Raw genomic sequence first — 13,024 nt, forward strand, 5'->3', positions numbered from 1 at the left:
GACCATGGCTAGCGGACGAAGGTGAGCGTGGAGATGTGCATCACGCTCGCCACGTCCTGCCCGCCTAGTTTGGCCGGCACTTGCTCGGTGTGCGAGGCACTGAGCAGGTAGCGACCGGCCCCGAGCTGCGGCGCGGTGACCCGCCCCTCGGCATCGGTGGTGAAATGCTTCTGCCAGCGATCGGGCGTGATGATCGAGAGCTTGGCATTGGCCAGCGGCTTGCCGCGGAACATCAGCGTGAAGCTGTCGCCATTCGCCGCGACCGGCACCAGTTCGAGATCGAGCTGGTGGCTGGTCTCGGCGCGGCCGGCGCGGGCATAGAAGATCGCCCCTTGCTTGCCCTCGCCGGCCACCCAGGGCGCGAACACCGCATCGTCGCGCACCCGGACGTCGCCCGCGCCCGCGACCACTGCCTCGATATGATTGTCGCGCCGCGTCAGCGCGCCCGTCGCGCCGACGAGCTGCGGCTTTTGCAGCTTGGGGAATTCCGGATCGCCCTTGGCCGGCACCGCCTCGTTGGGCTCGCCCAGATAGATCCGCGCGGGGCCATTGGCGTCCTTTTCCACCCACACTTCATGCGCGGCCACGGGTGCTGCGATCAGCAGTGCGGCAGCGGCAAGCAACAGCGTCTTCATGCTCGTCTCTCCTGGTTCGAACGGGAAGCGGCGTGGCAACCGCCGCCTCCCGCCCGGGTCGCTTAGAACCGATAGCTCGCGCCGACCGTGAAGTTGCGCGGCGCGCCGTAGCGATACTGGCTGTAGAAGCCGACCTGGCTGTAATAGGTCTTGTCGAGCAGGTTCTCGACATTGGCCTGGAGCTGCAGCTTCTCGGTGACTGCGAAGCGCGCCATCAGGTTCACCAGTGCATAGCCGTCCTGCAGGAAGGTGAAGGGCGCGGCGGTGACCGGGTTGGTGCCGGTCGAATAGGCCTTGCTGCGATAATTGACGCCGCCGCCGATCGTGAAGCGATCGACCGTGTAGGTGGTGAACAGCTTGAGCAGGCGGCGCGGCTGATCGGTGTTCGCCGGCCGGTCATTGGCGTCTTCGGCCTTGAACTGGCTATAGCCGGCATTGATGTTCCAGCCCGGCAGCGGCCGGCCGGTCACTTCGAGCTCGAAGCCCTGGCTCACCACGCCGTCGGCGGCGCGATAGGGCTGGAGGGTCTGGCCGCCGGCGATCGGGATCGGGGCGCCGTCGATCTGGCCGACATTGTCCTGCTCGATACGGAACAGCGCGACCGAGGTCTGCAGCGCTTCGTGGAAGAAGGCGCTCTTCAGGCCGACTTCATAGGCCTTGCCCTGCAGCGGGTCGAGCAGGTTTAGATTGCGGTCGTACAGGTTCTGCGGCTGGAAGATCTTGGTGTAGCTCGCATAGAGCCGGTGGTTCGAGGTGACGTCGAGCAGCGCGCCGACATAGGGAATGAATACATTGTCGTCGCCGTAATCGCTCGGCCCGCTCCAGGCGAAGCCGGTCTGGTGCCAGCTCGCGATGCGGCCGCCGGCGATGATCTTGAACGGGTCGGCGACGTTCAGGCGCACCGCGCCATAATAGCCGTTCTGCTCGATCCGCTCCTGCTCGTTGCGCACCGGCGTCGTGCCCCAGACCGGCTCGGGGAAGGCCGCGCCGCCCTCGCCGATCAGCGGCACGTTCGCCGCCCAGTCGTTCAGCCCCGTGCCCCAGGCCGGATTGTTGCGCGTGTACGGCGCGACATAATTGTCGGTGTGGCGGTTGAGGATCGAGTGCAGCGCGCCGAGCACGACTTCATGGTCGCGGCCGAACAAGGTGACTTCGCCCTTGATCTGCCCGTCGAAGCTGTCCTGCGTGCTCTCGCCCTTCGACTTGTACGGGTTGCTCGATTCGATCGTGCCCGTCGCCTTGTCGACGTTCCCATAGAGATAGAGCAGCTGGGTGTCGCTCGCGTTGCGCAGGCGGTTATAGTTGAGCGTCACGCTCCACTTCTCGCCGATCTGCTGGCGCACCGTCGCGAAGACGTTGAGGTTGGTGCTGTTCCAGCGCGTCCAGTCCGCCGCGGTGCTCTGCGAGCGGTTGAGATGCGTGGTGGTACCGTCGGTATAGAAGGTCGGCAGCGCACCCCATAGCGCGCCCTGCGGCTTGGTATCCTGATAGCTGATGCCGGCGCGGACCAGCGTGCTGTCGGTCACATCGGCATCGACCACGCCGTACAGCACGTACTTCTTGTTGTGATAGAGATCGATATAGCTGTCGCCCTGCTCGTAGCGGCCGACGGCGCGGGCGCGGATGCGGCCATTGGCGGTCAGCGCGCCGCCGATGTCGCCCGAGATGCGCCAGGTGTTCCAGCTGCCGTATGAGCCGCTGACATAGCCGGTCAGGTCCTTGGCATCGGCGTGCTTGCGGACGAGATTGACCGAGGCCGAGGGGTCGCCGGCGCCCGAAAGCAGGCCGGTGGCCCCGCGGACGATCTCGACGCGCTCATAGACCGACACGTCCATGCTGGTCTCGCCATTGGCGCCGGCCAGCGTCCAGGCCGCCGGCACGCCGTCGATCTGCGTGTTCCGGATCTCGAAGCCGCGGGCGTAGAAGGAATTGCGCACGTCATCGACTTCGTTGACCGCGACGCCCACGCCATTCTCGATCACATCGGCAACAGTGATCAGATTCTGGTCGAGGATGCGCTGCGCGGTGACGATGCTCACCGACTGCGGCGTCTCGCGCACGGTGAGGCCAAGGCCGGTCGCCGTGTCGATCTTGTCGGGAAGCGTATAGCGGCCGCTGACGACGATCTCTCCGCTGTCATCGGCCGGCGGAGCCGTCTCCGTCTGGGCGAATGCGGGCGTGGCGAGCGCGCACAGCGCGACGCCCAGCGAGAGAGAAAGCTTCAACGTCACGTTTGCGGGACCCCTTGTTCCTTGGACCATGCGCCGCCTCAGGCACTGGTCAGGCGCCCTAGTGCTATTGCGAATGGTTTGCAACTACCCCGTCGCTTTGGAGACCCGGTAGTTGCGGATCGGCCACACCGCGCCCGCCGGGCTTGCGATTTGCGGCCGGAGCCGACACCAATCGGGCAAGAACAGGAAGGAGGGGAGCCTGTGGCGGAGATCGCGGACACGGCCACGGCGGACGCGCCGGATCGCACGGCGACGGGCAAGGAGCATTTCGAAGTTCTCGACGGCCTGCGCGGCACTGCGGCGTTGCTCGTCGTGCTCTTCCATATCCAGGGCATCACGGTGAAATGGGAAGGCGCGAAGATCGCGCTCCACCACGCCCCGCTCGCGGTCGACTTCTTCTTCGCGCTTTCGGGCTTCGTCATCGCCTATGCCTATGACGACCGCTGGGAGCGGATGCGTACCGGCCATTTCGTCGCGCTGCGGCTGGTCCGCCTACATCCGCTGGTGATCCTCGGCGCGCTGCTCGGCTTGGCGAGCTATCTGCTCGATCCCTTTGCCGGACAGGCCCAGGCCGCACCGCTCAGGGCCGTGCTCGGCGCCTTTGCCCTCTGCCTCTTCGCGCTGCCGAGCTGGTCGCTGCCCAATCGCTGGACCGACACGCACCCGCTGAACGGGCCGATCTGGACGCTCTTCCAGGAATATATCGGCAACCTCGCCTACGCACTGCTGCTGCGCCGCCTGCCGAGCGTCTGGCTCGCCGTGATCGCCATGCTCAGCGGCGGGGTGCTGGTGGTGAGCGCGACGCTGCTCGGCTCGCTCGACCAGGGCTCTTATTGGGAGACCTTCTGGATGGCGCCGGTGCGGCTATGCTTCCCGTTCGTCACCGGGCTGTGGCTCTACCGGGTGCGCGAGCGGCTGCCGCAGGTGCGGATCGGCTGGCTGCCGCTGTCGCTGGCGATGCTCGCCGCGATCGCCGCCCCGACGCTGCCGGTGGTCGGCGGGGTCAAGCTCAACGGGCTATATGAGGCGCTGGTCGTGCTGCTGCTGTTCCCCGCGATCCTCATCGCCGGCCGCCATTCGGAGCCCGGGCGCGGGATGCTGTGGCTGTGCAAGGCGAGCGGGCGCATCTCCTATCCGATCTACATCACCCATTTCCCCTTCCTCTATATCTGGATGAACTTCGTCGCGACCGGCCGCGTCTCGCAGGGCGAACTCGTCGCGATCGGCACTGCGCTGGTGCCGTTCCTGCTGCTGGTCGCCTGGGCGGCCTATGCGTTCTGGGACGTGCCGATCCGCACCCGGCTGGGCGGCTGGCTGCGCCGTCGGCGTCAGACGTCGGGCAGTTCCTGATCGGCGACGCCCCAGCCCTGCAGCGCACGGCCTGTGGCGCGTTCGAGCAGGGTGGCGGCGTCGCGGATCGAGAAATGCTTGGGGCTGTCGATGCCGCGCAGCTCGCTCCACGTGACCGGCGCCGCCACCGGCGCGCCTTCGCGGGCGCGCGCGACATAGGGGAGCACCGCGGTGCTGCCGCGCTGGTTGCGCAGATAGTCGATGAAGATCTTGCCCTTGCGATTGACCTTTTTGAGGTTCGCCGTGAACCGCTCGGGCTCCGCCTCGCTCAGCGCCCGGGCGAAGCGCTCGCAAAAGCTCCGTGCCTCGGGCCATTCGGCCCTGGGCACCAGCGGCACCACGACATGCACGCCCTTGCCGCCCGACAGCAACGGCCAGCTGGTCAGTCCGATATCGGCGAGGTGATCCTTCAAATCGACCGCCGCCTTCTTCACCTCGTCCCAGTCGAGCCCCTCGTCGGGATCGAGGTCGAAGACCAGCCGGTCGGGCTTCTCGACATCGGCGACCAGGCTGCCCCAGCCATGGAATTCGATCGTGCCCATCTGGACGCAGGCCATGATCCCGTCGGCATCGCTGACATAGAGATAGGGCTCGACCGAGCCGTCCTTCTCGCGAATGTCGACATGATGGACCTGCTCGCCGAACGAGCCGGCGTCGTGCTTCTGGAAGAAACATTGCCGCGCCCGGCCCTGCGGGCAGCGGACCAGGCTGATCGGGCGGTTGGCGAGCCAGGGCAGGACGATCGGCGCGGTGGCGAGATAATAGTCCGCCAGGTCGCCCTTGGTCAGGTCGTCGCCGGGAAAGATCACGCGCTCGCGGCTGCTGATCCTGATGCTCGATTGCGGCGCCTCGGCTAGCGCCGCCGGCTTCTCCGCCACCACGTCCTTCGCCTGCTTGTCCTCGCGCAGCCCGAGGAAGCTGGCATGGCGCACGACATTCTCGGCGGTGAACTCGGCAAAGGCGATTTCGGCGACGAGCTCGGGCTTGACCCAATGCGCCCCGCGCGCCTCTGCCCTGGGCACCTCGGCGGCGGGCTTCCTGGCTTCGATCCTGTCGAACCGTTCGCGCAGATCGTGCAGCGTCGCGGTGCTGAACCCGGTGCCGACCTTGCCAGCATAAACCAGCCCGTCAGGCCCATGGACCCCGAGCAGCAGCGAGCGGAACCCGCGCCCCTTCGCGGTCGACGGCGACCAGCCGAGGATCACGAATTCCTGCCGGCGGATGCACTTGGTCTTGAGCCAGGTCTTGGTCCGCGCGCCGCGATAGGGCGCATCGGCGCGCTTCGAGACCACGCCCTCATAGCCTTCGCGGCACATCGTCTCGAACAGCTTCTCGCCGGCGCCGAGCACATGCTCCGAGAACTGGATCCGCGGATCCGCCCCGTCCAGCAGCGCACGCAGCCGTTCCTTGCGGGCGAGCTGGGGCTGTTTGGTCAGGTCCTCGCCGCCCTCGTCGAGCAGGTCGAAGGCGAACATCGTCAGCCCCTGCCCGCCATTCGACAGCGCTTCCTGCAGCGAGGAGAAGTCGGGCTTGCCGTCCTTGAACGCGACGATCTCGCCGTCGATCAGCGCCGGCCCGGTGAGCGAGCCCGCCGCCTCGGCGATCCCCGGGAAGCGCTCGGTCCAGTCGAGCCCGGTGCGCGTATAGATTTTCGCCCCGCCCGCGCCGATGCTCAGCAACGCGCGATAACCGTCATACTTCACTTCGTGCAGCCACTGGTTTCCCGCCGGCACGCTGTCGACCAGCGTCGCGAGCTGGGGCTTCTGGAAGGCAGGGCTCTTGCCGCCCGCCTTCTTCTTGGCCGCCGACTTCGCCGGTTTCACCCCTTCCGCAATCTCCTGCATCGTCCGCCCGGTCTTCACGCTGGTCAGCGCGGTCTCGACCAGCGCATCGGTCGCGCCCGCGAACCAGTCGTCGATCTTGCGCAGCAGCCAGTTCTCGCTCTTTTCCTTGCCGCGCGGCTTCAGCCGGATCAGCAGCCATTCGCCCTGCATCCGCTCGCCCTGCAGCGTGAAGTGGAGATGGCCCTTCTCGAGATCCTTCGCGCTCTTGCCCTCGATCGGCGCCCACACCCCGTCGTCCCACAGCATCACCGTGCCGCCGCCATATTGGCCCTGCGGGATCGTCCCCTCGAAATCGGCATAGGAGAGCGGGTGATCCTCGGTCCGCACCGCGAGGCGCTTCTCGTTCGGGTCAAGGCTCGGCCCGCGCGTCACTGCCCAGCTCTTGAGCACCCCGTCGATCTCGAGCCGGAAATCCCAGTGGAGCCGCGATGCGTCATGCTTCTGGACCATGAAGCGATGGCCCTTGCCCGGCGCGATCTTGCCCTCGGGCTCGGCGGTCTTCGCGAAATCGCGCTTGGCATTATACTTGGCGAGCGGATCGACCGGCATCAGGCGCGCTTCTTGGCCGGGGCCTTGGTGACGGGCTTGGTCTTCACGGCCTTGCTTTCCTTCGCGCCGGGCTTCTCGAGCGACTTTTTGAGCGCCGCCATCAGGTCGACCACGTTCGAGCCGCGGCTCTCCTTGCCGTCGCCCGCGTCCTCGATGATCTTCTTGCCCTTCGACTTCTTCTTGCGCTCGATCAGCTCCCTGAGCGCATCGACATAGCGATCGTGGAATTCCTTCGGATCGAACTTCGCCACCTTCTTCTCGATCAGGCTCTCCGCCAGCCCGAGCAGTTCGGGATCGGGCGCATCGTCGGGAATGTCGCGGAAATAGCCCTGCGCCTTGTTGACCTCATCGGCATAGCGCAGCGTCTCGAGCACCATACCGCGCCCGCACGGCTTCAGGCTCACCACATATTCGCGCCCGCGCATCGCCAGTTGGCCCAGCCCGACCTTGCGCGTGCGCTTCAGCGCCTCGCGCAGCACGATGAACGCTTCCTCGGCGAGGTCGTCGGCCGGCACCACGAAATAGGGCCGCTCATAATAGAGCACGTCGATCTCGTCGGCGTCGACGAACTGGGTGAGCTCAAGCGTCTTCTTCGATTCAAGCTTCACCGCGTCGATCTCGTCCTGCTCGAGCAGGACATATTCGCCCTTCTCGACCTCGAACCCCTTCACGATCTCGTCGGGCTCGACCGCGCCGACGCCGGGCGCGACCTTCTCATATTTGATCCTTTTGCCGCTCGGCTCGTGGATCTGGTGGAAGCTGATCTGCGCGCCCGATTTGGTCGCGGTGTAGATCTCGACCGGGATCGACACGAGCGCCAGCCGTATCTGTCCCTGCCAATAGGCGCGCGCCGCCATCTCGCTCTCCTCGTTGCGAAGCCGATTCAATGTGCCAGCAAAGGAGTCGTTCCTCGACACCCATTCGGGGGAGAGTTAGAGCCCCTGCGCATGAGCACCGATCCCTTCGACCTGTTCGACGCCTGGTACCGCGAAGCGCGTGAAACCGAGCCCAACGACTCGAACGCGATGGCGCTGGCCACGGTCAGTGCCGACCTCCAGCCCTCGGTGCGGATGGTGCTCCTCAAGGGCCATGGCCCCGACGGCTTCGTCTTCTATACCAACCGCGAGAGCCGCAAGGCGCAGGACCTGCACGACGGCGCCAAGGTCGCGCTGCTCTTCCACTGGAAGTCGCTGCGCCGCCAGATCCGCATCGAGGGTCCGGTCAGCTTCGCCAGCGATGCCGAGAGCGACGCCTATTTCGCCAGCCGCGCCCGCGATTCGCAGCTCGGCGCCTGGGCCTCGGACCAGTCACGCCCGCTTGCCGATCGCGAGACCTTCGAGGCGCGCTTCGAGGCCGCAAAGGCCCGCTTCGAGGGGCAGGACGTCCCCCGCCCGCCGCATTGGGGCGGCTACCGCGTGACGCCCAGCGCAATCGAATTCTGGCAGGACCGCGCCCACCGCCTCCACGAACGCCGGCTGTTCACCCGCACCGGCACCGGCTGGTCCGAGGGCCTGCTGTACCCGTGACCAACCTCGCCCGCCGCGCCGCCATCGCCAGCGTGTGCAGCGCGCTGCTGCTCGGCGCGCTCAAGGCATGGGCGGCGGTACAGACCGGATCGGTGGCGATGCTCGCCAGCCTCGCCGATTCGGCGCTGGACCTGTTCGCCTCTTTGGTCACGCTCGGCGGGGTCCACTGGGCCGCGCAGCCGGCGGACGAGAATCACCGCTTCGGCCATGGCAAGGCCGAGGCGCTGGCCGCGCTGTTCCAGGTCGTCGTCATCGCCGTCTCCGCGCTCGCCATCCTCGTCCGCGCGATCCAGCGCTTCCAGAGCGGTGATGTAGCGGCCGCGCCCGAATCGGGCATCGCGGTCAGCCTGGTCGCGATCGCCGTCACGCTCGCGCTCACCCGCTACCAGGCGCATGTCATCCGCCAGACCGGCTCGGTCGCGATCGGCGCCGACCGTATCCACTATACCTCCGACCTGTTGCTCAACGCCGCGGTGATCGCCGCGCTGGTCATCGATGCCTGGGGCGTGCGCGGCGCCGATCCGGTGTTCGGCATCGCCATCGCCTTCTGGCTGTTGTTCGGCGCGTGGCGCGCGAGCGAGGCGGCGATCGACCAGCTGATGGACAAGGAATGGCCTGAGGCGAAGCGCGCCGCCTTCGTCGAAGTCGCCGCGCGCAACCCCGCGCTCAAGAGCCTGCACGACCTGCGCACCCGCTCGAGCGGCAATCGCGATTTCGTCCAGTTCCACATCGCGATGCGCCCGTCGATGACGATCCTCGAGGCGCATGACGTGGTCGAGGCGCTGGAAAAGCAACTGTGCGAGGCGTTCCCGGGCACCGAGATCCTGATCCATGTCGATCCCGAAGGCCATGTCGACGAGCCCGACAATCCGATGACCGAAGCCAATCTGCTGAAGGACAATTGAGTGAAGCTGCCATTCGCCCAGATCGACGCCTTTGCCGACCGCCCCTTCACCGGCAACCAGGCCGTGGTGATGCCGCTTGAAGACTGGCTGGCGGATGACGCGCTCCAGGCAATCGCGGAAGAGAATGCGGTCGCCGAGACTGCCTTCATCCTTCCCGACGCGACCGGCGAGGCCGATTTCGAGCTGCGCTGGTTCACCCCCGCGGTCGAGGTTGCGCTGTGCGGCCATGCCACGCTGGCGAGCGGCCATTTCGTGCTTTCGGCCGACCCGGCGCGGGAGCGCGTGACCTTCCGTACCCGCAAGGCGGGCGTGCTCGAAGTGCGCCGCGACGGGGAGGCCTATGCCATGGCGCTCCCCGCCTATCCGCCCGAACCCGGCGAAGTCCCCGGCCTGCTCGACGCGCTCGGCGTCGATCTCGGCGAGACGCTCCACCACCCCAATGGCTATGACCTGACCGTGCTCGAAAGCGCCGAGGCCGTGCTGGCGGTGCGCCCCGATTTCAAGGCGCTCGCCGCGATCGGCCACACGCTCAACATCGTCACCGCACCGGGCACCGGCACCGACGTGATCAGCCGCGTCTTCGCCCCCGCAGCGGGGATCGACGAGGATCCGGTGACCGGATCGGCGCATTCGGTGCTGACGCCCTATTGGGCCAAGCGCCTCGGCCGCGACACGTTCAGCGCCTTCCAGGCCTCGAAGCGCGGCGGCCATGTCCTGTGCGGACTGGCCGGCGACCGGGTGATCCTGGGCGGCAAATGCGTGACGGTGATCGTCGGCGAATTCGCGCTGTAGGCTCCCTCTCCCCTTGGGAGAGGGAAGGGGCCCGCGCGCGCAGCGCGTGGGAAGGGTGAGGGCAGCCTCACCTCTCTATCCTCACCCTTCCGCCGACTGCGTCGGCTCCCTCCCTCTCCCATTGGGAGAGGGAATGATCACTCCACCGCCTGATGCGCGTAGCTGAGGATGCGCGACACCCGCCAGCCATCGGGCGCCTTCTTCCACAACTGGACGAAATGCGCCTTGCCGACCAGTTTCTCCGGCCCGTCGCCCTTGCGCTCGTAGAAGACATGGTCGCCCTCCTCGATCGCGCCGAATCCCGGTACCGGATCGACGTGCAGCGTCCCGGGCAGCAGCGCACGGCGGCTGCGCCACGCATCGGGCGCCTTCTTCGCCTCGCATCCCTTTGCATATTGCGCGACGAACGCCTCCCCGCTCGTCGCCACTACGCCGTCCCGGTCATGGTACATCTCGAAATCGGGGGTCACCAGAGACGCCATCCGCGCCGGATCGCAGCGCTCGAAGAAGGTCTCGAACAGCGCGGCATCGGCGGCCTTCACCTCGGCGAGCAGAGCGGGATCGGGCGAAGCGGGGGCGGACTGGAACGCGAGCAGAAGTGCGGCGGCAAGCAACATGCGGGTCTCCGATGTGTGTTATTTGAATAATACACATGTCCGGTCCGGACGCAAATGCACTGGCAATGTAGGATTTCGTCTGATCTAGGCTGGTCGATGCAGGCTTGCCGCACCCCCTCCGCGCCAAATCACCCGTGACCGGACACGGCCGCGCGCGCCGGTCCTGCAGAAGCTCGCGCGCGCCCGCGCGTGAGTGTCGTGACTTTCGTGACTTTCGCCGCCGAATCAGGCCGGCAGCAGCTCCGCCCGCTCGGTCTCGGCGATCCAGCCGCCGCCGAGCACCCGGTCGCCGGCATAGAGCGCCGCGGCCTGGCCCGGCGCCACGCCATATTCGGGCGTCTCGAAGATCACCCGCCCGTCCTCGAGCCGCGCGGGCACCGGCTTGGCGAGGCTGCGCACCTTGGCGGTCATCGGGCCGGTAAAACCGTCGCCCAGCCAGTTGATCCCCTCGATCCGCGCCGCACGCACCGCGAGCGCGCGCTTGGGACCGACGATCACCTGCTTGGTGACAGGATCGAGTCGCAGCACATAATAGGGCTCGGCCGCACCGCCGATTTCGAGTCCGCGGCGCTGGCCGACGGTGAAATGGATCAACCCGCGATGCTGCCCGAGCACCTTGCCCGCCTCATCGACGATATCGCCGCTGGTTTCCGCCTCGGGGCGCAGCTTCTTGACCAGGCTGGCATAGTCGCCGTCCGGCACGAAGCAGATGTCCTGGCTGTCGGGCTTGCCCGCAACGCCCAGCCCGAGTTGCGCGGCGAGTTCGCGCACCTGCGGCTTGGGCATGCCGCCCAGCGGGAAGCGCAGGAAATCGAGCTGCGCGGCGGTGGTGGCGAACAGGAAATAGCTCTGGTCGCGCGCCGGATCCTGCGCGCGATGCAGCTCGGGGCCATGCGCGCCGACGACTCGGCGGACATAATGGCCCGTCGCCAGGCAGTCGGCGCCGAGATCGCGGGCAAGCGCGAACAAATCGGTGAATTTCGGCCCCATATTGCACTTCACGCAGGGAATCGGCGTGCGGCCGGCAAGATATTCGTCGGCGAAATCGTCGATCACTTCGCTTTTGAAGCTCGACGCATGGTCGAAAACATAATGCGCGATGCCCAGCATGTCGCAGACGGCGCGGGCGTCGCGGATGTCGCGGCCGGCGCAGCACGAGCCGGCGCGGCCCACTGCCTCGCCATGGTCATAAAGCTGCAGCGTGACCCCAATCGTCTCCGCGCCGGTGGCCGCGGCGAGCCCGGCCACGACCGAGGAATCAACGCCGCCGGACATGGCGACGACGATGCGTCTGGCCTTCATCGGCCCTTCGAGCTGGAAGTCTCCTGCGGTCATGATCGCGGGCATTTAGGCGTTCGTGCCCGGCGGCGCCAGTCTTGGTCGGATTCCGGTAACCCTGGTTAAGCGCACGTTTTCACCTGCTTTACGGACCCTTCAAGACTTCGGCGTACAAGCAGTCATCCGAACACCTTTTGTCGGATGGGTAAAACAGCGTGGACTTGAGTTTCGCCAGACTGGAACGCGATGTGGCGGTTACCGCCATGCCGACCGAACTGGCGGTATTGCTGGTCGGCGTGGCGGCGCGCCAGGCGGCGAGTCCCACGGCCCGCGCACAGGCCCGATTGGCGCTGGTTGCACCGGTCGAGCAGCTGCTCGCGCCGGCGCACGGGGCCTTTCACGGTCTCGCCGCGGCGGCACTTATCCGATGGCAGAAGGAATGAATGGCGTGTTTACCGAGCTGTTTTAGCCCCGGTTCAAACGCGGCGAATAAGGGTCGTTTTGTTGAGTTGCGTAGCGGGGGCCCCCCGCCCCGAAAGGCGAGTAGATGATTGAGAACCAGAAGATCCGTCCGGCGAAAGTGATTGGCCCGCTCGGCGAGCCGCTTACGCTCGATACGCTTCCGCCGCCCGAGACGACCCGCTGGGTCGTGCGGCGCAAGGCCGAAGTGGTGGCCGCGGTGAATGGCGGCCTGCTCAGCGTCGATGAAGTCTGCGAGCGCTATGGCCTGACCGTCGAGGAATTCGCCGGCTGGCAGCGCGCGATCGACCGTTCGGGCATGCCGGGGCTGCGCGTCACGCGCATCCAGCATTACCGCTCGCTCTACGAGCGCCAGCAGAAATATTGAGCTCCTCCCTCAAGGAGCAAATTCGGCCCGTCCCGGAAAACCGGGGCGGGCCATTTTCTATGTAAATACCGAAAGTTCCCGAGCCGGTGCAAAATATCGGTACGGAACCAACATGACTATCCGCTCATTTTTCCTTCCGTCGCCCGGGTCCGCCGGGCCGTAACAAAGGAGGGACTTATGGTAGGTCTTATCGTTTGGCTGGTCATCGGCGGTGTCGTCGGCTGGCTCGCCAGCATCGTCATGCGTACGGATGGCCAGCAGGGCATCTTCCTCAATATCATCGTCGGTATCGTCGGCGCCTTTGTGGGCGGCTGGCTGTTCGGCGGTGGCGACATCAACAGCGGCGTGATCACTCCGACCACGTTCCTGGTGTCGCTGGTCGGCGCGATCATCCTGCTCGCGCTGGTCAATCTGGTTCGCCGCGGCTCGCTGCGCTAACTAGGTCCAGGA

General features: G+C 66.5%; 13 protein-coding genes. 7 read left to right on the top strand and 6 right to left on the bottom strand.

The genetic code is table 11. The annotated features are described in order from the left end of the window. Positions 1-8: 8 nt before the first annotated feature. Together HZY97_RS11600 and HZY97_RS11605 are read right to left on the bottom strand one after the other, a co-directional pair. Positions 9-635 (bottom strand): DUF4198 domain-containing protein, encoded by a 627-nt coding sequence (locus tag HZY97_RS11600; RefSeq protein ID WP_180143719.1) that lies wholly within the window; start codon positions 633-635, stop codon positions 9-11. Between the two features lie 62 nt (positions 636-697). After that, a complete protein-coding gene (locus HZY97_RS11605; protein ID WP_373684341.1) occupies positions 698-2,860 on the bottom strand; it encodes a TonB-dependent siderophore receptor in 2,163 nt (720 codons plus the stop codon). Positions 2,861-3,067: 207 nt separating this feature from the next. Between HZY97_RS11605 and HZY97_RS11610 the strand changes: the two genes are divergently transcribed. After that, positions 3,068-4,216, top strand: a complete 1,149-nt coding sequence (locus tag HZY97_RS11610; protein ID WP_373684342.1) for an acyltransferase family protein — start codon at positions 3,068-3,070, stop codon at positions 4,214-4,216. Here the strand turns inward: HZY97_RS11610 and ligD are convergent. Together ligD and HZY97_RS11620 are read right to left on the bottom strand one after the other, a co-directional pair. Continuing rightward, the gene (gene ligD, locus HZY97_RS11615; protein WP_180143723.1) at positions 4,195-6,609 is read right to left on the bottom strand and encodes a DNA ligase D; all 2,415 of its coding nucleotides are present in this window, start codon (positions 6,607-6,609) and stop codon (positions 4,195-4,197) included. The two genes, HZY97_RS11610 and ligD, sit on opposite strands and share 22 nt — an antisense overlap. Then, entirely contained in the window at positions 6,609-7,466 is an 858-nt protein-coding gene (locus HZY97_RS11620) for a Ku protein (RefSeq protein WP_180144533.1), read from the bottom strand. The genes ligD and HZY97_RS11620 overlap by 1 nt, the downstream gene beginning before the upstream one ends. 90 nt (positions 7,467-7,556) lie before the next feature. Here HZY97_RS11620 and pdxH point away from each other — a divergent pair, with 90 nt between their 5' ends. Genes pdxH through HZY97_RS11635 form a run of 3 tightly spaced genes read left to right on the top strand, consistent with a single transcriptional unit; the run spans position 7,557 to position 9,832 of the window. Continuing rightward, the gene (pdxH, locus tag HZY97_RS11625; protein ID WP_180143725.1) at positions 7,557-8,135 is read left to right on the top strand and encodes a pyridoxamine 5'-phosphate oxidase; all 579 of its coding nucleotides are present in this window, start codon (positions 7,557-7,559) and stop codon (positions 8,133-8,135) included. After that, a complete protein-coding gene (locus HZY97_RS11630; RefSeq protein ID WP_180143727.1) occupies positions 8,132-9,040 on the top strand; it encodes a cation diffusion facilitator family transporter in 909 nt (302 codons plus the stop codon). The genes pdxH and HZY97_RS11630 overlap by 4 nt, the downstream gene beginning before the upstream one ends. Continuing rightward, positions 9,041-9,832: a PhzF family phenazine biosynthesis protein gene (locus HZY97_RS11635; protein ID WP_180143729.1), complete on the top strand. Its 792-nt coding sequence runs from the start codon at positions 9,041-9,043 to the stop codon at positions 9,830-9,832. A 137-nt stretch (positions 9,833-9,969) separates the two neighbouring features. On the opposite strand, the gene HZY97_RS11640 is transcribed toward HZY97_RS11635, so the two are convergent. Both HZY97_RS11640 and mnmA read right to left on the bottom strand, forming a co-directional pair. Beyond that, positions 9,970-10,449, bottom strand: a complete 480-nt coding sequence (locus HZY97_RS11640) for a nuclear transport factor 2 family protein (RefSeq protein WP_180143731.1) — start codon at positions 10,447-10,449, stop codon at positions 9,970-9,972. A gap of 225 nt (positions 10,450-10,674) precedes the next feature. After that, positions 10,675-11,784, bottom strand: a complete 1,110-nt coding sequence (gene mnmA, locus HZY97_RS11645) for a tRNA 2-thiouridine(34) synthase MnmA (RefSeq protein ID WP_180143733.1) — start codon at positions 11,782-11,784, stop codon at positions 10,675-10,677. A 191-nt stretch (positions 11,785-11,975) separates the two neighbouring features. Here mnmA and HZY97_RS11650 point away from each other — a divergent pair, with 191 nt between their 5' ends. The 3 genes from HZY97_RS11650 (at position 11,976) to HZY97_RS11660 (ending at position 13,012) form a co-directional block, all read left to right on the top strand. Further along, on the top strand, positions 11,976-12,170 hold the full coding sequence (locus HZY97_RS11650; RefSeq protein WP_373684343.1) for a hypothetical protein: 195 nt from the start codon (positions 11,976-11,978) through the stop codon (positions 12,168-12,170). A gap of 104 nt (positions 12,171-12,274) precedes the next feature. Continuing rightward, positions 12,275-12,574 (top strand): DUF1153 domain-containing protein, encoded by a 300-nt coding sequence (locus tag HZY97_RS11655; RefSeq protein WP_116839339.1) that lies wholly within the window; start codon positions 12,275-12,277, stop codon positions 12,572-12,574. Positions 12,575-12,751: 177 nt separating this feature from the next. After that, a complete protein-coding gene (locus HZY97_RS11660) occupies positions 12,752-13,012 on the top strand; it encodes a GlsB/YeaQ/YmgE family stress response membrane protein (protein ID WP_180143736.1) in 261 nt (86 codons plus the stop codon). Positions 13,013-13,024 lie beyond the last annotated feature (12 nt).

It is taken from the genome of Sphingomonas sp. R-74633, from assembly GCF_013416555.1.
Taxonomy (GTDB): Bacteria; Pseudomonadota; Alphaproteobacteria; order Sphingomonadales; family Sphingomonadaceae; genus Sphingomonas.